Source organism: Acinetobacter variabilis, from assembly GCF_000369625.1.
In the GTDB taxonomy this organism is placed as follows: Bacteria; Pseudomonadota; Gammaproteobacteria; order Pseudomonadales; family Moraxellaceae; genus Acinetobacter; species Acinetobacter variabilis.
This window is the reverse complement of sequence record NZ_KB850117.1, coordinates 142,799-164,134: the sequence shown is the minus strand read 5'-3', so window position 1 is coordinate 164,134 and position 21,336 is coordinate 142,799. Positions and strand designations below refer to the sequence as shown.

Annotated in this window: 14 protein-coding genes, 8 pseudogenes and 2 other annotated features; of the genes and pseudogenes, 9 read left to right on the top strand and 13 right to left on the bottom strand. The window is 36.4% G+C overall.

What is annotated here, in order from left to right; genetic code table 11:
* Positions 1 to 198: 198 nt before the first annotated feature.
* Positions 199 to 1,432, top strand: a pseudogene (locus tag F897_RS17395) (IS3 family transposase).
* Positions 474 to 590 (top strand) — a sequence feature (AL1L pseudoknot). It overlaps the preceding pseudogene by 117 nt.
* Before the next feature lie 449 nt (positions 1,433 to 1,881).
* Here F897_RS17395 and F897_RS17815 read toward each other — a convergent pair.
* On the bottom strand, positions 1,882 to 2,094 hold the full coding sequence (locus F897_RS17815; protein ID WP_004812059.1) for a hypothetical protein: 213 nt from the start codon (positions 2,092 to 2,094) through the stop codon (positions 1,882 to 1,884).
* A 241-nt stretch (positions 2,095 to 2,335) separates the two neighbouring features.
* On the opposite strand from F897_RS17815, the gene F897_RS17390 reads away from it, so the two are divergent.
* Entirely contained in the window at positions 2,336 to 2,554 is a 219-nt protein-coding gene (locus tag F897_RS17390) for a hypothetical protein (RefSeq protein ID WP_005237679.1), read from the top strand.
* A 227-nt stretch (positions 2,555 to 2,781) separates the two neighbouring features.
* Here F897_RS17390 and F897_RS16705 read toward each other — a convergent pair whose 3' ends face one another.
* From F897_RS16705 to F897_RS17380, 4 genes and pseudogenes are all read right to left on the bottom strand, one after another.
* The gene (locus F897_RS16705; protein ID WP_005237677.1) at positions 2,782 to 3,471 is read right to left on the bottom strand and encodes a GntR family transcriptional regulator; all 690 of its coding nucleotides are present in this window, start codon (positions 3,469 to 3,471) and stop codon (positions 2,782 to 2,784) included.
* 827 nt (positions 3,472 to 4,298) lie between these two features.
* Positions 4,299 to 4,796, bottom strand: a complete 498-nt coding sequence (locus F897_RS16700; RefSeq protein ID WP_004779959.1) for a transposase — start codon at positions 4,794 to 4,796, stop codon at positions 4,299 to 4,301.
* Entirely contained in the window at positions 4,702 to 4,905 is a 204-nt protein-coding gene (locus F897_RS17385) for an IS630 transposase-related protein (RefSeq protein WP_265596744.1), read from the bottom strand. Before F897_RS17385 ends, F897_RS16700 begins: the two co-directional genes overlap by 95 nt.
* A 299-nt stretch (positions 4,906 to 5,204) precedes the next feature.
* Positions 5,205 to 5,484, bottom strand: a pseudogene (locus F897_RS17380) (IS1 family transposase); the annotation flags it as partial.
* Positions 5,485 to 5,536: 52 nt separating this feature from the next.
* Between F897_RS17380 and F897_RS17375 the strand changes: the two are divergent.
* Positions 5,537 to 6,284: pseudogene (locus F897_RS17375) on the top strand (IS5 family transposase).
* A gap of 164 nt (positions 6,285 to 6,448) precedes the next feature.
* Here F897_RS17375 and F897_RS16690 read toward each other — a convergent pair.
* Both F897_RS16690 and F897_RS16685 read right to left on the bottom strand, forming a co-directional pair.
* The gene (locus F897_RS16690; protein ID WP_004779964.1) at positions 6,449 to 7,360 is read right to left on the bottom strand and encodes a ParB/RepB/Spo0J family partition protein; all 912 of its coding nucleotides are present in this window, start codon (positions 7,358 to 7,360) and stop codon (positions 6,449 to 6,451) included.
* Positions 7,361 to 7,373: 13 nt separating this feature from the next.
* The gene (locus F897_RS16685; RefSeq protein ID WP_004779965.1) at positions 7,374 to 8,147 is read right to left on the bottom strand and encodes a ParA family protein; all 774 of its coding nucleotides are present in this window, start codon (positions 8,145 to 8,147) and stop codon (positions 7,374 to 7,376) included.
* 858 nt (positions 8,148 to 9,005) lie between these two features.
* On the opposite strand from F897_RS16685, the gene F897_RS16680 reads away from it, so the two are divergent.
* A complete protein-coding gene (locus F897_RS16680; RefSeq protein ID WP_004779966.1) occupies positions 9,006 to 10,178 on the top strand; it encodes a replication initiation protein in 1,173 nt (390 codons plus the stop codon).
* Positions 10,179 to 10,309: 131 nt separating this feature from the next.
* Here F897_RS16680 and F897_RS17370 read toward each other — a convergent pair.
* The 6 genes and pseudogenes from F897_RS17370 to F897_RS16660 all read right to left on the bottom strand — a co-directional run bounded on the left by F897_RS17370 (position 10,310) and on the right by F897_RS16660 (position 14,189).
* A pseudogene (locus tag F897_RS17370) lies at positions 10,310 to 11,242 on the bottom strand (IS5 family transposase).
* A gap of 106 nt (positions 11,243 to 11,348) precedes the next feature.
* Positions 11,349 to 12,039: pseudogene (locus F897_RS18105) on the bottom strand (IS5 family transposase).
* Positions 12,026 to 12,648, bottom strand: a pseudogene (locus F897_RS17360) (IS3 family transposase); the annotation flags it as partial. The pseudogenes F897_RS18105 and F897_RS17360, both read right to left, overlap by 14 nt.
* Positions 12,257 to 12,373, bottom strand: a sequence feature (AL1L pseudoknot). Its footprint overlaps the pseudogene before it by 117 nt.
* 12 nt (positions 12,649 to 12,660) lie before the next feature.
* A pseudogene (locus tag F897_RS17355) lies at positions 12,661 to 12,825 on the bottom strand (IS1/IS1595 family N-terminal zinc-binding domain-containing protein); the annotation flags it as partial.
* A 234-nt stretch (positions 12,826 to 13,059) separates the two neighbouring features.
* Positions 13,060 to 13,743, bottom strand: coding sequence for an LrgB family protein (locus F897_RS16665; protein ID WP_004779971.1), 684 nt, complete (start codon positions 13,741 to 13,743; stop codon positions 13,060 to 13,062).
* A 2-nt stretch (positions 13,744 to 13,745) separates the two neighbouring features.
* A complete protein-coding gene (locus F897_RS16660) occupies positions 13,746 to 14,189 on the bottom strand; it encodes a CidA/LrgA family protein (RefSeq protein ID WP_004779973.1) in 444 nt (147 codons plus the stop codon).
* A 101-nt stretch (positions 14,190 to 14,290) separates the two neighbouring features.
* Here F897_RS16660 and F897_RS16655 point away from each other — a divergent pair, with 101 nt between their 5' ends.
* From F897_RS16655 to F897_RS16630, 5 genes and pseudogenes are all read left to right on the top strand, one after another.
* Positions 14,291 to 15,190 (top strand): LysR family transcriptional regulator, encoded by a 900-nt coding sequence (locus tag F897_RS16655; RefSeq protein WP_004779974.1) that lies wholly within the window; start codon positions 14,291 to 14,293, stop codon positions 15,188 to 15,190.
* 340 nt (positions 15,191 to 15,530) lie between these two features.
* The gene (locus F897_RS16650; protein WP_004779976.1) at positions 15,531 to 16,175 is read left to right on the top strand and encodes a TetR/AcrR family transcriptional regulator; all 645 of its coding nucleotides are present in this window, start codon (positions 15,531 to 15,533) and stop codon (positions 16,173 to 16,175) included.
* An 81-nt stretch (positions 16,176 to 16,256) separates the two neighbouring features.
* Positions 16,257 to 17,234, top strand: a complete 978-nt coding sequence (acuI, locus tag F897_RS16645) for an acrylyl-CoA reductase (NADPH) (RefSeq protein WP_004647831.1) — start codon at positions 16,257 to 16,259, stop codon at positions 17,232 to 17,234.
* A 93-nt stretch (positions 17,235 to 17,327) separates the two neighbouring features.
* Positions 17,328 to 18,550: pseudogene (locus tag F897_RS17350) on the top strand (IS256 family transposase).
* A 42-nt stretch (positions 18,551 to 18,592) separates the two neighbouring features.
* Complete coding sequence (locus F897_RS16630) at positions 18,593 to 21,259, top strand: excinuclease ABC subunit UvrA (RefSeq protein ID WP_004779992.1); 2,667 nt, start codon at positions 18,593 to 18,595, stop codon at positions 21,257 to 21,259.
* The last annotated feature ends 77 nt before the right edge of the window (positions 21,260 to 21,336 follow it).

The window sequence follows — 21,336 nt, the reverse complement described above, 5'->3', positions numbered from 1 at the left end:
TATTTTCATATTCTTTCAATGTTTTTTTGCAGTACAGTATTTGGATCCTTTTCCCAATAACCAATACCCAGCTTACCATCAATATTTGCAGCGTAATATTTAGGTTGATCATATTGAACCGTACCGGGTTTGTCGGAGACCACTTTTCTTGAGATGAGAAGCATTGCTTCGAAAGACGTAGCGAAGCGTAGTATCCCGATGACAATATTAAAATATACCCCTGAAATCAGAGAAAGAGCGGTTCAATTATTGATTGAATCTGAAAAAGATTATCCATCGAATTGGGCTGCAATCACAGCAATTGCGCATAAGATTGGTTGTACTCCTGAAACACTTCGTGCCTGGCATCAAAAGCATTTAGATCAGCAAAATCCTATTAAAGTACAACAGATATCTGATCAAGAAAAAATGAAGCAAATGGAACGTGAAATTAAAGAATTAAAGCGTGCCAATGAAATTCTACGTAAAGCAGCCGCTTTTTTCGCCCAGGCGGAGCTCGACCGCCCACACAAATAATGGTGGATTTTATCCATAACAATAAAGATCGATATGGTGTTGATGCGATTTGTAGGATTTTACCGATCGCAGCTTCAACCTATTACCGGACTCTAGATCTCGCTGACAATCCAGAACATCGAGCAAAGCAAGATTTACATGATGAGCATCATGCTGAACAAATTAAAAGAATTTGGAAAGAAAGTTCAGGTCGGTATGGTGTGCGTAAGGTCTGGCAACAATTGAAACGTGAAGGTTATGTTATCGCACGTTGTACAGTTGCTCGATTGATGCAGAAGCTAGGTATACAAGGTGTTTGGCGTGGTAAGAATAAACAAACCACCCGTAGCCGAGATGATCAAAAAAGAGCAGATGATTTAGTGAAACGTAATTTTAATGCTGATCATCCTGACCCTTGCGAAGCAGTGCTTCTCAGGTGAGTGACTTTACCTATATTCAAACAAATTCAGGCTGGGTCTATACCGCCTTTATTATTGATGTGTTCTCACGAGCAATTGTTGGATGGAAAGTATCTACACGGATGAATACAGATATGGTACTCGATGCATTAGAGCAAGCATTGCACGATCGAGGCATGCCAAAGAATGTGATTCATCATTCCGATAGAGATGTTCAATATCTTTCCATTCGCTATACCAATCGTTTAGAAGCTGCAAATTTACGAGCATCAGTCGGTACAACTGGTGATTCATACGATAATGCTCTGGCTGAAACGGTGAATGGCTTATACAAAACAGAGGTGATTGTATATTTAAAAGCAGATTGGCAAGGTTTAGCAGATGTACAACTTGCGACACTAAACTGGGTAGATTGGTTCAATAAAAAGCGTGTACACAGTGCACTGGGTTATGTATCGCCTTTTGAGTTTGAAGCAATGTACTATGATAAGATTAACCCGTTAGGTCAGGTGGCCTAACTTAAATAAAAAAGTCTCCGACAAACCCGGTACGGTTCAACCATCATTGGATGACTACCGTAAACTAGGTAAAAAATATCACCAATATAGATATTATTCATCTTTAGTCAGCTAAGGGTAAGATTAAAATTCTTAAACTTCTGATAAATAAATTAATGCCATCAATTGAGGACTTTTTTAAGCTGAGAAAACCTTTATAAAGTCCAATTAAGTCCTTGTCCCATCTCATAAATAATGAGTATTAATGCAATTACCATTAGTGAAATGACAATGGCTTCGACCTTAGTGAGCATCTTAAATTCTCCACCTTTCATGTTCTCTATGATAAACAAAGTAAACGATAAATAACAATAAAGTTACAAAAAATTACTTGATGTTTCAAAGATGAAGCTGGTAAAGAAAAATCTCTCAGAGGAGGTGCTAATTCTTTTCAAACTTAACCTTATGTATCAGCGATGTCCTGTATAAGACTCATGACCTACTGCGATCATATCAACACCACCTTCTTCTTCTAAACTTAATAAGAAAGTATGAACACCCTGCATATCATTTAACTCAATATTATTGCCGAGCCATTTCATCGTACCTAGTTTCATATTGTTTATGTCTTCTTGGATTCTATTGTAGTTGACCATTGCTATGCTCTTTTTATAATTTGCCATTAAATTTTATTCCCTATAAAAGATTTTCAAGAAAATCGGTCCGTATTTGCCGATCAATACTACAAAAAAGCTCATCTGATAAGTATTCTTACATAAACCCAAGGTTCTATAACTTGGATCCATTAATGAAGTGATATAACGTCTAATTTTCCCTTCCTCTCAACTTCAATCAAATGCACTTCCCAATACCCCCTAATATTGGATTAAGTTTCTTGGCATTTACTGATATTGGCATCCTGATATGAAAGTCATGCTGAGAATTACGCTTGATTTAGAATTGTTCAAACACAATTTAAACCAGATCCCTTCAGGAGCCTTTGTTCTTACAGATAGAGGTTATCAAAGGATTTATACTTTGTATCCCCAATACCCTGTTGCCATTAGAGTAGAGGCCAAAAGCCGCTGTAAACTGGATCCTGAACTAAAAATCTATAATCAGGAAATCAATAAAGAAGAATAGAAATTAAGTATGTATTTGGCAGTCTAAAAACTTTCAAAATGCTTTCAGAACGTTATCGCAATAGAGCTAAAAGCCCCCCTCTTTTGAGATTCAATCTAGTTGCTGGAATTTATAATTTGCAACTGAGTAAGAATGATTTATGAAGGAGGTCTAATCTAAGAAAATAAAAAAAATCCTAAAACCATTTAACTTCTTAGGATTTGAATAGGCAGGATATAAATATAAGCTTATGCTTGAATATCTAAGGTCATTTCAATTTTGTCCTGTGACCAGATTTCGATGTCATATTCAATCACTAGATCATCTGATTTTGAAATACGTTCAATATAAGTGGCGGTTTGACTTAAAGGAATACCTAAGTGCTGGCTCTCAAAATGAGACACACCGGTATTTTTAATTTTTAACTGACTACTCGTGTAATTATAATGAAAGTGATTTTTAATGACGTCTTGGACCGAAGTAATCACATTATAATTCAGCACATCTGGAAACAGCGCAACAGGTAAATAATTATATTCTAGAAGTACTGGTACATCATCAGCATAACGTAAACGGATAATTTCAATAAAGCCCAATTTACGATTTTCTTCACTAAAAAGATGACTGTGATCAAATCGCTCCAGCTGTCTGGTCGAGATCAGTTCAGTTTTGGCATTAAAACCCTGTGCCTTCATATAAGAACGAAAATTTTCAATTGAGTTTGGATAGTATTGAATTTTTTTATTACTCACAAACCAGCCGAGATTTTGCCGTTTGAAAATTTTATCTTCGGCACGAAGCTGTTCATAGGCCTTACGCACTGTTTCCCTTGAACAGTCAAACTTTAATGCCAAGTACCGTTCGGATGGAATCATTTGATTAGAACTGTAATTTTTTAATTCAGCCTCAATCAAATCTCTGATTTCCATATACTTCATTCAGTGAATCCAGTGAGTGCTCATAAGTGATAAAGATAGTACTAAATTAAAGAACAGAGGAAAATTAAAACAAGGTACAGATCAGTAAAAGATGCATTCCCTTGTTTTAATGAAAATGTTTAGCAGCATGATTGATACGTGATTCTGAGAGAATATCGTTGTCCACTCATAATGTTCTCATTTATGCAAAAAGAATAAACTAAATTTGTCTAGGAGAGTGGTGACAGTCTAATCTAATTAAAAGGCATCTACAAAATCGGCGGCTATTCGTAATAATCGACTGAGAAAATTACGTACCTTGATTCTAGACATTATTGCCCACCTCTACTAGCACATTTCCTGACACAGTCCCTATCTATACATTTGAATGCCTTTGACTCTTAAAGATTATCTTTAATAAAATGAGCTTTATAGGGCAATATACTAAGATCTCCAGACTGTTGAATCCGGCAAGCGCACTGAGTGCGGTTCCGTAACGTGACACTGGGTAACGTCGTATGTAGACAAAAATTAAAGCTGTAGTTTAAGGCTGGCATCCTTTAAGATTTATTTTAATTTACCACTGATGTCTGGATTTTTAGCTAATTATACTATATCCAAAAAACATCTATTTACTAATAATTGCTTAGGCTATTTATTATAAAAAAACAACCATACATCATTGATATATGAACATTTATTTCTATTTTTTTCATAGACATAAATTAATTAATTTTTTAGGCCCCCATACACTATAGCTAAATTCCAAATAAGTTACTGCAATGTTCTTTGAATAATAAATCTATATCCTTAATTCTAAGTCTTTTCCTAACTGATTTTATTTGAGCCTACATTTTTTCTATCAGATTTAAGTCAGGGCTATATTTGAGTAACCATACAAGGTAATGGCCTACTTCTTGGATTAATTTTTTAAGACTTTTACCTTTATGGAACGTCGCATTATCCATGATGAGAACACTTTTCTCTTTTAATTTCGGCAATAGATCATGCTCAATCCAACCCTCAAATACTTCTGTCGTGATAGAGCAGTTGAATAAACTCACAGTCAGTAACTTATTTTTAATCAAGGCTCCAATGGCATTACAACTGTTCTTAATTTGCCAATTAAATGTACCTTCTGCTCGTGTACCTTTATGACTATAGCTGTGGGAGCGGGTATCATCACTCTGAAACCCACTTTCATCAATATAAATTAAGGGAAGTTCAGGTTCTAAATCTTCAATTGAATTTTTAAATTGTTCTCGTTGACGAGCATCTGATTTTGGAGGAGTTAACGTCTTTTTTACGTGATATTCCTGCTTTATGTAATGCATTAAATACAGCATGAGTACTTACTCCCAAACGTTCAGCTCGTTCATACTGATAATCATCAGGATATTTTTCAATATCTGCCAATATTTGTGCTTCAATAATTTTAGCTGGACGCCCAGGAATAGGTTTTCGCTCTGTGGACTTTTGCCACAGTTGGATCGTACGTGTAGAAACACTGAAATGCTATGCTGTTTTTCGCACAGACATTTTATCTCTGGTCATAATCTCAATGACTTTGTCTTTAAAATCTTTTGAATATCCCATAGTTTGCATTGTAGTTAATATTTTAGAACTTGGCTATATAAGCCAGCATTTCATTTACTGCGATTTGTTCGCTACTAAAAAGTGTAGCAAGTTACTACACTTTTTAATTCCTATATTGATTTAAATGAATAGGTAGTGTTCCAAAAAGTATGCTGAGATTAAATGAAGCCATTATTGATATATAATAAGGTCAACTCGAAAGCTTTAAAGTGGTTTCCAAGTTTTTTTGAAAAATTACAACTTCTCCTAAAGCAACATCTAATCTGATGCCTTATTTTGCAATTATTTCCTTCAATACCTACAGTGAAAAAACTTACCAATACTTTACTCACAATCTTTAAATGCAGTGATAAAACTATCCCATTGATCACTTGAAATTCGGGTATAATGAATACCTAACTGCTTCCACTTTTCCTTCAGTCGTTGGACTGTAGCTAGGGCCTGTCATCAATTAGCTTGAGAAAATCTAATCTGTCCTCATTATTTTTTCATGACTAAACGCTATGCATTAAGAGATGATCAGTGGGAGCAGATTAAGGATCTGTTGCCCGGACGAGCAAGTACTGTTGGAGTAACTGCCAAAGACAACAGGCTATTTGTTGAAGCAGTATTATATCGGTATCGTTCCGGTATTCCGTGGCGAGACTTACTAGAACGCTTTGGGGATTTTAGAGTCGTGCACACTCGCTTTAGCCGTTGGGCTAAAGCAGGCGTGTGGCAGAGAATTTTTGAAGTGCTATCACATGAAAGTGATAATGAATATGCCATGCTGGACTCAACCATTGTGCGCGCTCATCAGCACAGCGCCGGAAAAAAAAGAACAGGCAATCGGACACAGTAAAGGTGGCTTAAGTACCAAAATTCATGCCCGTACTGATGCTTTAGGCAACCCAACAGGATTTTATCTCAGTGCCGGGCAGGCTCATGACTTAAATGGTGCTGATGTGCTGCTGGATTTATCGTTAAGTCAGACTTGGCTCATGGATAAAGCCTATAATTCTAAGGATCGGGTGATTGATCCAATCCATAAGATCAATGGTCAGATCGTGATGCCGTCCAAAAGTAACGCGCTTGAACAGCGTGATTATGACCAGCATCTGTATAAGGCAAGACATCTGATCGAGAATTTCTTCGCCAAGCTCAAGCAGTATCGAGGTATTGCTACGCGCTATGATAAATTGGCTCAAAACTTCCTGTCAGCAATCTACCTTGCCTCAAGCATAATATGGCTTAATTGATGACACGCCCTAGTCCCCAAGAAGAAAGTTAGAGTTTAATCTTAGTCTAAAGTAACAGTACTCTCAAAGACTAAATGTAAAGAAGCATACTTAAGAAAATAAATCTCAATAATGCATGAGGATGTAATTGGTTTGAGGTTATTAAAAAAAAGTGTAGCAAGTTGCTACACTTTTTCGCTTTTTTGAATCAGCTGTTTTAAAAAATCTTCTAGTTGTAATAAACTGGCTTCGTCAATTTCCGAGATATTCAGAGAAACCTTAAGCTGTTTTTGATTCAGTTTAATATTCCCCGCAATCTTACCCGCATATTCAATTTTTCTGACCACTGATGTCGTGGTCAGTTTTTCTGGATCCTGACTCAATAATTTTTCAGCATAGGCAGTAACTTTGCTTTGCTCAAGTTTTTTGTCTTTTACTTTTTCCCAAGCCCCGAGTAAAGCCGTTTCGGCCTCAGAAAGTTGTTCCAGATGATCCGATAGAAATTTTTTGAATGCAGTTGCAGCAGTACGACCTAGCAGGCCTGGTTCCACATCAAGGTCATTTAAAATTGCTTGAGGCAGCTTTTCGTACGCTAAATACTTGTACATATCTTCGCGATTTAAACCCAGTGAATTGGCTAAACGTTGCTTGTTTTTCTTTAATTTCTCATCGAGAGAGTTCAGGCCAATAAAAATTTCATAATCTGTTAGATCCTGACGCTTTAAATTTTCTGCCAAGGTTAACAAAGATGCTTCTACATTATTTGCATCAATGATAATGGCTTCAATTACAGACTTACCGAGTAATTGATGCGCCCGTAAGCGTCGCTCGCCTGCAATCAGTTCATATTTCAGATTATCCAGTTTACGCACTGTAATGGGCTGCAAGAGGCCGATTTCATTAATAGAATCCGCCAGTTCCTTTAACTGTGACTCTTCAAAGACTTTACGCGGCTGGTTTGGACTGCGGCTGATATCCTCAATAGGGACATTACGTCTAAACTCTTTTAGCTCTTTAATATTGTCTTTCTGTGCTTGCTGGTGTTTTTCTGTATTCTGTTTCAGTTTCTGAGCTAAAAGCTCCTTGGTGCTTGCCATAATGCTCTCAGGTTTAAACTTTCGCTACAATTTCATTGGCAAGGCTTTCAAAAGCCTTACGTACTTTTGAATTTTTTTCTACTTTCAAAAGTGATTGTTGCAAAATCGCTGCTTGATTGACTTTAGTACTTTGAGGAATGGTGGTTTCTAAAATTTTTCCCACCTGTTTCAAGGCTTCCTCCCGAATCAGTTTACAAACATTCTGACGTTCATCATGCTTAATCAGTAAAGCGCCTAAAAGCTCTAAATCTGGATTAATACGTTTGATCTTTTCAAGATGGTTTAAAAGATCTGTTACCCCATACAGTCCATATTGTGATCCGGATTCGATAGGGATAATGACATGGGTTGAAGATGCCAGCGCATTGCTGGTTAATAATTTAAGACTAGGTGGACAATCAATCAATATGAAGTCATAAAGATCTTTTAACAGTTCTAGCTTGATATTTAACTCTTCAGAAGGACGGGGAGCTTCTTCTTTTAGTTGGTCTTCTGTTTTTCCTAAATTCAAGGAACCATAAATTAATGATACTTTTTCAAAGTTCGTTTCTTCTTGTAATGCATCTGCCAACAACGAAATATCGCCCACCAGTAATTCTGCTGTAGTCACAACAATTTCGCTTGGATGTTGGATCCCAATATGTAAACTTGCGTTTGCTTGAGGATCTAAATCAATAACTAAAACTTTATTGCCCAGATTGGCAAGTTCTGAGGCGAGGTGCACAACAGTCGTTGTTTTGCCACATCCGCCTTTATGGTTAGCAACAGTAATAATTTTTGCAGACATGCGTGTCAGATGCTTCCGTATTTGAATGTCTAGTAATATAAATAACTTTCACTCATCTTACTATAGTTTTTAAATTTATAAATCGTATTTGTTCAGATGTAAAACAGCTTAAAAAATAAATCTTTAACTAGGCTAGCTTAATTAATAATTAGAATAATTAGTTATTTAGCTAATTAATAATTAAGAGCATATTTTTATTATATAAAACAAATACTTATTTCTTTAAAAGTGGAAGGTTTGTCACCGTAAAGTGGAAGGTTTGTCACCGTAAAGTGGAAGGTCTGTCACTCTAAGGTGGAAGGTTTGTCATCGTAAAGTGGAAGGTCTGTCACTGTAAAGTGGAAGGTCTGTCACTAGGGTGGAAGGTTTGTCACTGCTACTTTTTAAACTGCTGTTTTTAAAAAAATATATTAAAAAAAACAATAATTTAGGTTGTTAATAAAGTCCCTTAAATAAGCTTTAAAGGTGGAAAGGTTGTCACTGTGTATTTTTGACCTGTGGATAATCTATTTTTATTGGATATTTCCTGATGATTATATGTGTAGTTATACCTTTCAAATCTGACTGAAAGGTGGAAGCCTTGTCACATCAGGGTTTCTATTTGAGCTAGCTTACCTAAATCTAAAAGAAAAAAGTAAAAATAGTCATTCTAAACTGTAATTTCGGGGGCTAAAGGTGGAAGGTCTGTCACTGTAGGGTGGAAATACTATATTTAATTCCACTTTAAAGGCAAAAAACCGGATAATAATGCTTTTTTTTGATGACGGACCTTCCACTTTTAGAATCTTGTGGTGAAAGTCTTGAAAGTTTTTCCACTTTTGTATATAAAAACTAAGTCAAATTATAAATATCACGGTTATGACAGAATCTGAACCATTGCAAGAAGAAACGAATTATATTCCCTATTGTATAGGCAACATTCGCCATAATGGCGTTGTCAGTACCAGTAACCGCTTAATTCGCCCAATCGAGTTGTCATCCAATGAATATAAGGCACTTCTATATGCAATGGCGGTTGCGAATTATAGTGAGAAAAATAGGGTAGATGGTGAAATTACCGAACAAACTTATATTTATTTGTATAAGGATGATTTGGCAGATTTACTAGGATTAAATAAACGTAACTCAATTAATGTTGCAATAGATCGGATCTATAAAGAGCTTTCATCCCGGGTAGCTCATTTTATTATTGAGGAGCCTGCTGATAATGGTAAGAGAAAGACTAAAAAAGTACATTCTGTCGTTCCCATTATCCGTGAGTTAAGATGGGAAGATGACTCTAAAAATGCGATTCAGATTCGTTTTACTAGTGAAGTGTTGCCGTATTTCACTCAACTGGCTGGGGGTAATTTTACTACCTATCAGCTAAAACATCTTTTTGCCCTGGATTCTGTTGCCAGTATGAGTCTTTATACTTATTTCATTAAAAACGAATTCAAGTATGCCAACCAGAAGAGTTATGAAGTGCCATTACTTTTAGAAAACTTGAAAGCACTGATTGATATTAATGAAACAAAATATGATCGTTGGGTAGATTTCAGGCGCTATGTATTAGACAAAATAGTGGCAGAAATTAACGAAAATACAGATCTACAATTAGAGTATGAAACTGTTAAGAAAGGCCGTCCAATTGTAGGTGTGAATTTTAAACTGCATCATCGGATTGCTGATAAAGCACCGGATGAAATGGCAGTAATTGAAAAAATCTATCTTGATGTTCCATTTGAAGACAATGTATTCGTAAAAGAGTTAGGTGCTAAATTCGATATGAATGTACGTTCCTGGTATATTTTTAATAATGATGAAAATTATCAGCAGTTCAAGAAGTGGTTTAAAAAAGTAGGGTGTCTCACTGACTCTCAAGCAAATATTGTCATTAATGACACTTTATTCCAAATGGATTTTGCTGAAATTGGTATAGGGCTGAATGACTTTAAACGAAACATGAAGCATAAACTTAAAAATAATCCGGAATTCGTTCAAAGTATTCGTGAAAGACTGAATGATATTTTTGGTAAAGACCTTATTTAGAAAAAAGTGTAGCAACTTGCTACACTTTTGGAGATATATGTTCTTAAAAATACAAGTGGTAAGGACTATAGAAGAAAAACGGCTCTATTGCATATAGGCTTTAGAGATAGATCCTTCCTAAGTTAGGCAAATTAGGTATAAAGTTTGCCTAATTTCGTAAATCTATCCAAAACTGCTACCCGTAGATGAATCTCATACCTGACTTTAAAAATGTTTTTCCGTCAACTCATCTCCTAATAATTTAATGCAATGCGCCTTGGTTTTAATCAAACTGCATCGATGATAACCTGACTTTTTTTCCAAACAGCTCTACCTAGACATTTGACTGTTTTTAATAATTCGTTTTTCTCTAAAGATTCTGTTGTTTGATCTTTTTAGAATTTTGCATTTTTTTTCTGGAGTAATGACAGTATGTGCTCATCGGTCTGAAATCACTTCTCTGCAGCATTTTATGTCTTACGCCCCATCGGTATAGACAGAATCTATTCGCTCATCTGACTGAATTTGGTCCAGCAAATCCTGAGTAATTGTGAATCACTCACATTATTTGTCGCAAGGTGAACGGCTCCAATTTGCATGGTTTCAACATCTATACAATAAGTTTATCTCATTCGACGGTATTCTGGGTGATGTTTCTTACGCTTCCATTCACCTTCACCTTCACCTAAAGATCTTGAACCCGTAGAGTCGATGAATAGGTGTAACTTATCAGTAACCTATCACGAATTTTTTAATAGCTTATCGCAATATCAATATGCTTTTGTCATCTACAGAGGACAGAGTAATCTAGTACTCTCCAATTCAAGCTACAGAGTTTAATTAGACTTCGAACAAAGCCTGTGGCCATGAATAAAAAAAGATGGAAAAAGGATTTGATCATTAAATAGCATTTAATGGCTTTATCGGAACAAGTTTGATTTCGTTCGTGCTTGCCTTGTGGTTGTGCACCATTGGGTCTTAGGGTCAAACCAGATTGATATATTTCCTCGCTTGATTAAAGTTTAGTTATACGAGGACCAATTGGTTATACGGTGGATTCTAGATGTAGGCGTCCTGGAAACTATATTGCTAAAGAAGCCTTTAAGAGTAGAGTAGTTTCGTGCAACAAAATCGTTTTAGAACTTTTAATCTTATTAGTAAATCTATTTCTAAAATTACTAGGGCGTGTCATCAATTAAGCCAGATGATTGTTGAAGCCAGGTAGATCGCTGATAAGAAGTTTTGAGCCAATTTATCATAGCGTGTGGCGATTACTTTAAATTGCTTTAGCCTTGCAAAGGTATTCTCAATTAAATGCCTGATTTTATAAAAATAACAACCCATATGATCATTATTTGAAAGCGTATTAGATTTTTTGGAAATATTAGTTTTATTACCAGTATTTTCTATCTGTTTTCTCAATGACTCAGAGTCATACCTTTTATCAGCATAGAGAATTTTTGTCTTATTTAGGTCTATGTTGTTAACTAAGTTCTATGCCACTTTTATATCGTGTATTGTGCCATCCTTTATTAGGAACTAAACAGGATTCCCATTAGAATCACCCCCCAAATGAATTTTAGAACTTTTTCCACTGATACTTTTTGAGATTGCTTGATCCTTGATTCCTATAGCGTGCTGCAGAGCCCTCACATTACGGGCATCACTAGACACCTATTCCGAATCAGCATCAGATCAAATTAACTTTAATATTTTTTAATAAGTTATTGTGTTTTGACTATGGGGAAAGCTTCTTGAATATGGAATTTGGTTCTCCAAAGGCAGCAGGTAAATCCCTCCATGGACAGCCCGTACGAATCCTAAAAAGAATAACTTCAATAAAATTTTCAAGATTTTGTTTATTCTTAACCACACCCAACACCTTGTATACCTAGCTTCTGCATCAATCGAGTAACTGTACAACGTGCAATAAGATAACCTTCAAGTTTCAATTGTTGCCAGACCTTACGCACACCGTATCGACCTGAACTTTCTTTCCAAATTCGTTTAATTTGTTCAGCATGATGCTCATCATGTAGATCTCGTTTCGCTCGATGTTCTGGATTGTCAGCGAGATCTAAAGTTCGGTAATAGGTTGAAGCTGCGATCGGTAAAATCTTACAAATAGCCTCAACGCCAGATAGGTCTTTATTGTTATGGATACAATCCACCATTATTTGTGTAGGCGGTCGAGCTCCGCCTGGGCGAAAAAAGCGGCTGCTTTACGTAGAATTTCATTGGCACGCTTTAATTCTTTAATTTCACGTTCCATTTGCTTCATTTTTTCTTGATCAGATATCTGTTGTACTTTAATAGGATTTTGTTGATCTAAATGCTTTTGATACCAAACACGTAGTGTTTCAGGAGTACAACCAATCTTAGGCGCAATTGCTGTGATTGCAGCCGAATTCGATGGATAATCTTTTTCAGATTCAATCAATAATTGAACCGTTCTTTCTCTGATTTCAGGGGTATATTTGGGTTCTTTCATCGGAACACTACACGTTATATTAGAATGAGAACCTCGATAACTAAGAGCATGATCACCAATAAAGTGACGCTTGCAGTTTTTGCATTGATATTTTTGCTTACCATATAGTTTGAAGCCATTTTTCTTTATACTGTCACTTAGACAGGTTGGACATTTGATTTCTAGTGTTATTTGCATCTCACTATCTTATCAAAAGCCAACCTATTTTTTTCAGCATATTGAAACACCACCGAAGATGATTAGGTAGTTATCTTGCTGAACACCGTTAGAAAACGAGCTGATAGCATAGTTTATGACGAAGCGAAAAAGTGAATTAAAGACTAAAATGGGAGGTATAAGCTCGCATTTTTGCATTCATATAATCACCACTATCTTGAATGTAGCTAAATTCCTTAATACGACAGAACCAAACTATACAAGCAGATGAACCAGAAAAGGACCTACCAAAACCATAAAAATACCAGCAAGTACCATTGTTAAGCTGGCAATCACCCCTTCTTCTTTATCACGACTATAGGCTTTAGTCGTTCCAAATCCATGTGCTGCGTTGCCCAAAGATGCACCCATGACAAAATGAGATTTTAACGGTAAGGCGGCTAGCACAATATCACCAATGATCATACCTATAACACCAGTAATCATGGTAAACAAAATAACCAGTTCGACAGAGCCACCTATATGATTGCTCAACTCCATTGCAAAAGGTGTAGAAATGGAACGCGCCATTAAGCTATAGGTCGTTGACTGATCAAAATTAAACAGCTTAGCCAAATAAAATGAACTGATCATTCCTGCTAGCATCCCTATCACCACGCCCATACTGATAGAAAGTAGATGTGTTTTGATTATTTCACGGTATTCATAAATTGGAATGGCAAAGGCGACTGTTGCAGGGCCTAACATCCAGACAATCCATTGGTTATCTTGCATATACGTATCATAGGATATATTCAAAGATAAGATTAAAATAATCAGAAGGATAGGGGGTAGTATCGCTGGTGATAAAATGAGATAAGGATATTTTTGATGGATTTTTTTTACGACAGTATAAAAAAGTAAAGTTGAAATCAGACAAACAATGGCGATTAAAGTCATGATTATTTTCCATCCTGATCTATATTACGCAGAGATTGGGAGCGATTATTCTTGATTTTATTTTCAAAATGAAAGCCAAGATGTACACTATATGCTGTAACCACCATGACACAAATGGTGCCCAGAATAACAGCAAAGATTAATTGCCAGCCTTCTGTTAAAAAAAGATGTTTATATTTAATTAGTCCAACAAAACAGGGAATAAAGAATAAAACCAATTCACCCAAAATAAAATCGGAGCCACTCTTGATCCATTCAAGTTTAAAAAATCCAGTCAATAAACCTGCTAAAACAATAAAAAGCCCGATCACTGCACCAGATACTGGAAGTTTAAATAAGGATTGAAGTATGCTGCCAATCCACCAGAAAGCAAGTAATAAACTGATTTGCAAAATGATTTTACTGATATATTTGAGTCGGGTCGGATGTTCGATTTGTACAGGCATTAATATCACAGCTTGATTTTGAAGATAAGGTAATTTTATATGCTGTACGTATGTGAAATAATGAATAATTTTATAAATATTATTCTATATTGGAATAATTTATGGATCTAAAATCACTTAAAATTTTTGTTGAAACTGTTAATAGCCAGAGTTTTAGTTTAGCTGCAGTACGCTTGTTTATGACGCAACCGACTTTAAGCAAGATCATTAAAAGCTTAGAAGAAGAGTTGGGAACAGCACTATTTAAAAAAGGTGAAGCAGGAAGAAAACGTGAAGTCGTACTGACTTATACAGGCGAACTGATTTATCAGCATGCATTAAACATACTGTCAGAACATGAAAAAATATATAACACGATTGAGCAAGTTAAGTTACTTAAAAAGGGTAAACTGACTTTAGGTTTACCACCATTAGGTTCTGTCTTATTTAGTTCACTTATTGCCTTATTTCATAAGCAACATCCGGATATACAGCTTAGTTTTTTAGAGGTAGGCTCAAATAGTATTGAGGAAGCAATTGCAGATAAACGTATTGATGTTGGTATTTTACTTGGTAATTTTCGACCGACTTTTGCGTCAATCCCAGTTGTTGATTCAGCAATGTGCTTACTATCCATAAAAGATTCACAGTGGAGAAATAGGAAAACTGTAAATTTGATCGAATTAAAAGAAGAATCCTTTCTATTATTTTCTGATACCTTTACTTTGAATAGTATGATTATTAAAGCAGCAAATACAGTAGGTTTTGAACCTAAAGTTGTCTGTAAAAGCAGTCAATGGGACTTTATTGCAAAAATGGTTGAATCAAATATGGGAATCGCATTACTTCCTCAAATATATTGCCAGCAATTAGATCAGGAAAAATTCAACACTGCCGTATTGGAAAATCCAGGTTTAAATTGGACTTTAAGTATGGCCTGGAATACGACTATAGCAATGAGTCCTGCAACTAGAGCATGGCTAAATATTGTAAAAGATCATAAACAGAAAATTCACTTTTAGTTCAATGCTTTTACAACCAGTTTTTGATTGTCGTTACAATCAGTTTTGGCTGTTTAATTCATCGGTGCTATCGCATTAAGGAATTTAGGTCTATTTAACTTATGTTTACCTAAAATCTAGTTTATAAATTATTTTTACAATATATTTATTAATTTCAATATTTTGAAGAAAAATAATAGAAATTTATAAAAATTAGTTGATGAACTTATAGGATTTTTAAGAGCATTTATATGAATGACTAAGTACTGTGAAAAAAGAGAACTAGATGACGTTTAGATAAAATTTTCAATCAAATAATCTTATTGTTGTTATTTCTAGTCACATAGTCTATTTTTATTATATGAATTATTCCTCCTCACCCAAAAGACCACGTGGTCGACCAACCAAACACGGTTGTAACTATGCAGACACTAAAGAAGTTTTAATCCACCGAGGTATCGAGTTACTGACCGAACGTGGAATGAATGCTATGAGCTTGGATGATCTCATGAAATCAGTCCAAGTTCCTAAAGGGTCTTTCTACCATTATTTTGTAAATAAAGAGGCTTTTATTTTAGAAGTCTTAGATGCTTATGAACTTTATTTTGTGAAGCGATTGAATAAGTTTTTAAGTCAAACTGATCTTTCCCCACTAGAAAAGCTGCAAAATTTTGTAAAAGATGCGGGTGAAAAAATGCAAAAATATGATTTTAAACGAGGTTGTATTTTAGGTAACTTAGGACAAGAAGTGTCGTATTTGCCACAAGAAATCATTGCCCGAATCGAAAGTATCTTCAAGGTATGGGAGAAATTAGTTTCTGATTGCCTACATCAGTCAAATTCACAATATAGCCTAGCTGATTGCGATGAAGCTGCTTATCAGTTTTGGATTGGGTGGGAAGGTGCAGTTCTAAGAGCACGTTTAGTCAAATCAACAAGTCCCTTAGATGCATTTTATCGCTTGTTTACTTTAGCTGTAAAACAACAAAATCACGTAAAAAGTTAATTAAAAAATAAATGCAGACGTCTGTATTTATTTTTTAATTAATTCTAGACAAGCAGTCTAATTAAATAGAGAGGAAGTTCTATGTACAAAGGTATTGTAATTACTAAAGATGAAGCAGGTTACACATCGCAAATTACTGAGATTGCATCAAAGCCTTTACAAGAAGGAGAGGTTAGAGTCGAAGTCAAATATTCAACACTCAATTATAAAGATGCTTTAGCCATTACTGGGCGTTCACCAGTGGTGCGTAGTTTTCCTTTGACTCCAGGCATCGATTTTTCGGGTGTTGTGATTGAATCAAAACATCCAGCATGGAAAGAAAGAGATGAAGTTCTACTGAATGGTTGGGGAGTGGGTGAAAAGTATTTTGGAGGGCTAGCCGAGCAAGTCACTGTTTCTGGTGATTGGCTCATACAAAAACCTTCTGCTTTTTCTTTTAAAGATACGATGGTTATTGGTACAGCAGGTTATACCGCAATGTTGTGTGTCATGGCTTTACAAAAACATGGTATTAAACCAAGTGATGGAAAAATTTTAGTGACAGGTGCAAATGGTGGAGTAGGTAGTATTGCCATTATTATTTTGAATCATCTTGGTTATGAGATTACAGCTTCAACTGGTCGACCTCAAGAGTCAGAATATTTAACCTATCTAGGTGCGAGTGAAATTATTGATCGTATTGAATTATCTTCCCCAGGAAAGCCATTAAACAAAGAAGTTTGGGCTGGCGTAATTGATACTGTTGGAAGCCATACTTTAGCCAATGCATGTGCTAGTACAAAATATCGTGGTGCAGTTGCTGCGTGTGGTTTAGCAGGCGGAATGGATTTTCCAGCAACAGTCGCTCCATTTATTCTAAGAGGGATTACCTTATATGGAATTGATAGCGTGATGGCACCAATCGAATTAAGAAAAGAAGCATGGGAACGTTTGGCTACAGAATTAGATCAGACAAAATTAGAAACAGTAACGACTGAAATTCAGTTGACAGATGCTTTAAATATTTCAAATGAAATTTTAGATGGAAAAATTCGAGGTAGAGTTGTTGTACAGATATAGTTCAACAAAATGAGTTGTGGGACTGTTCTAAATTTTGTGTAAGTACTTAATTTTCATTTGTCCTACTGAGGATAATAAAAAGAGGTACTTCACATGGATGAAGCTACAATCAAAAGTATGGCAGCTGAATTAGCTAAAGGTTTAAAAACTCCTGAAGATTTAAACCAAATGACAGCCATATTTAAAAAGTTCATGATCGAAACCGCTCTGAATACTGAGCTTTCTGAACATTTAGGCTATGAAAAGCATCAACCTAAGAAAGGATCTAATGCACGTAATGGTTTTAGCTCCAAAACAGTTCTAACACAAGATGGGCAGCTTGCTTTAGATATCCCTCGTGATCGTGATGGCTCTTTTGAACCACAGATTATTAAGAAGTATCAAACACGCATTACTAGCATGGATGATCAAATTCTTTCGTTACATGCGAAAGGAATGAAAAATAGAGAAATTGTTGCTTTTTTAAAGAAATGTACGATGCCGATGTATCTGCCTCCCTTATTAGTAAGGTGACGGATGCTGTCATTGAACAAGTGACAGAATGGCAAAATAGAACACTCGATAGTCTTTATCCTATTGTCTATTTAGATTGCATTGTTGTTAAGGTTCGTTAGCATTCAACAGTAATCAATAAATCAGTTTATTTAGCATTAGGCATTAACCTGGATGGCCAAAAAGAACTTCTTGGCATGTGGCTTGCTCAAACAGAAGGTTCCAAATTCTGGCTATCAGTCATGACAGAGCTTAAAAATCGAGGAGTGCAAGATATTCTTGTAGCCTGCCTTGCGAAGCAGCGCTTCTCAGGACTAAAAGGCTTTCCTGATGTGATAGCCTCTGTCTACCCTCATACTGATATCCAGCTGTGTATCGTACATGTTGTACGCAATAGCCTGAGATTTGTGAGCTGGAAGGACTACAAAGTTGTAACAGCAGAATTGAAGGCGATCTATCAGGCAAGTACAGAGGAAAATGCTTTAAAGTCCCAAGATATCTTCTGCGATCAATGGAATCACCAGTATCCAAAAATTGGAGAATCCTGGCGGGCAAATTGGGAAAATATCCGAACGATCTTTAGCTATCCTGCTGAAATACGTCATGCGATTTATACAACAAATGCAATTGAATCATTGAATAGCGTGATCCGCCATTCAACTAAAAAAAGAAAGATCTTCTCTTCTGATGATTCAGTGAAAAAGGTCATTTATTTAGCAACTTCAAATGCTGCTAAAAAATGGACCATGCCAATTCAAAATTGGCGTTTAGCAATGAATTGGTTTACGATTCAGTTCGATGATCGCTTAAAAGATCATTTATAAAAAATGAGACTTACACAAAATAATTTACAGGCTCGTAGAAACATGAAAATACATTCTTTTGGTGAACACAATAACATTACTTTATCTAATAATTGTATTGAAGTTCGAGGTGCACGTGAGCATAACCTTAAGGATGTAGATGTTTCTATCCCAAGAAATGCACTTGTTGTTTTCTCAGGTGTATCGGGTTCAGGAAAATCATCACTTGCTTTTGGAACTATTTTTGCTGAAGCACAAAGAAGATATTTCGAATCTGTTGCACCTTATGCAAGACGCTTAATAGATCAGGCCGGAGTACCAGATGTTGATGCTATTGATGGTCTACCACCAGCAGTAGCATTGCAACAACAACGTGGTGCAAGTAATACCCGTTCTTCTGTTGGAAGTGTAACAACTTTATCAAATCTCGTGCGAATGATTTATTCGCGTGCTGGTGCATATCCTGCCGATCAGCCAATGTTATATGCCGAGGACTTTTCACCGAACACTCCTCAAGGTGCTTGTCCTACCTGTCATGGTTTAGGTCACATTTATGAAGTTACAGAATCGACAATGGTTCCTGACCCAACACTCAGTATTCGTGAGAGAGCTATCGCATCATGGCCACCTGCTTGGCACGGGCAAAACTTACGCGATATCCTAGTAACCCTAGGGTATGATGTTGATCGACCATGGAAAGATTTACCGCAATCGGATAGAGACTGGATTTTATTTACTGAAGAAACCCCAACAGTTCCTGTCTATGCTGGTTTAAGCCCCGCTGAGACTCAATCTGCACTTAAACGTAAACTAGAACCCAGCTATATGGGCACTTTCACTGGTGCTCGTCGCTATGTCCTTCATACTTTTGCTAATACCCAAAGTACGTTGATGAAAAAACGTGTTTCACGTTTTATGGAAGGAAAAATATGCCCTTCCTGTCATGGTAAACGCCTTAAACCAGAAGCCTTATCTATTACCTTTGCTGGAGTAGATATTGGTGAGTTTATGCAACTTTCTTTGGATAAGTTAACTTGCCTGCTTGAGCCCATTGTTCTTGGCAATTTCGACGCTCATGATGCTGGAGAAAAGACTAATAATAAAGTAACCCAACTTGATAGATCTGAACGAGCAACAACAGGTAGAGCAGTGCATTCTGTATCTCCAGATGTAAGACGTACGTCAGCACTTTCAGATGAAAAGAAAATTGCTGCCCAGCGTTTAGCAAATGGTGTGGTGAGGCGTTTAAATCAATTACGCCAGTTAGGTCTTGGTTATCTAACATTAGATAGAGCCACACCGACTCTTTCAGCGGGAGAGTTACAACGTTTGCGTTTAGCAACACAATTAAGTTCTATGCTATTTGGTGTAGTTTATGTACTGGATGAACCGTCTGCTGGATTACATCCTTCAGATAGTCAGTCATTATATGATTCTCTCGATAAATTAAGAGACGCTGGAAACTCCGTATTTGTTGTAGAGCATGATTTAGAGCTCATGCGTCGTGCTCAATGGTTAGTGGATGTTGGACCAGATGCAGGAGAGCAAGGTGGTAATATTTTATATAGTGGAGTACCTCAGGGTTTAAGTGAGATTTCAGCTTCACGTACTGCAAGTTATTTATTTAATAAAATCCCAGTTACTCAAAGTTATGGACGTACACCCTCTGGTTGGCTTGAACTTAACAATATTTACCGACATAACCTGCATAATATTGATGCTCGTATACCTCTTGGTGTACTTACAGCAGTTACAGGTATTTCAGGTTCAGGTAAATCTAGTCTCATTTCTCAAGCTTTACCCGAGTTAGTACTTTCATATTTAGGCAATGAATCTGAAACTGAAAACAATAATGAAAATAATCCTTTAAATGAAGGAATGTTGGTTACCGAGGTTACACAGGGTTCTCTGGCTGGTGATGTGGAGGCTATACAGCGTCTGGTACAGGTTGATCAAAAACCAATTGGCCGTACTCCACGTTCTAATCTGGCAACTTATACGGGTTTATTTGATCATGTTAGAAAGTTATTTGCTGGGACTCCTGAAGCTCGCCAAGCTCATTATGATGCTGGACGTTTTTCGTTTAATGTGGCTAAAGGGCGATGTGAAACTTGTGAAGGTGAAGGCTTTGTCAGTGTAGAATTATTGTTTATGCCAAGTGTATATGCCCCTTGTCCGACATGTCATGGTGCTCGATATAATGATGACACTCTGAAAATTCGCTGGAATGGACGTAATATTGCTGAAGTATTAGGAATGACCGTCAATGAAGCACGTGATTTTTTTGATGGAGAGGTCTCGATTGCTCGTTCACTACAATTATTAAAGGAAATTGGCCTTGGTTATTTACGTTTAGGGCAACCAGCGACTGAACTATCTGGTGGAGAAGCGCAACGTATTAAATTGGCGACCGAGCTGCAACGCAATCAGCGTGGAAATACACTGTATATACTTGATGAGCCAACTACAGGTTTGCATCCATCAGATGTAGATCGATTGTTAGTTCAATTGCAGCGATTAGTCGATGCGGGTAATACCGTGGTTATGATTGAGCATGATATGCGTGCCGTTGCACAAGCAGATTGGGTGATTGATGTGGGACCAGGTGCTGGAAATGCTGGTGGGAATATTGTTGTGGCAGGAACACCAAAACAAATAACAGAAAATCAAGATAGCCGTACTGCTCCATATTTAGTTAATGAGTTAGTGAGTCGTGATACTAAACGTTGATATTGCGAGTGGGTAGAATAAAACCTTAAATTAAAAGCCTGTAAAATCAATTAGATATTTTTCGTTTTAGGTGGTGT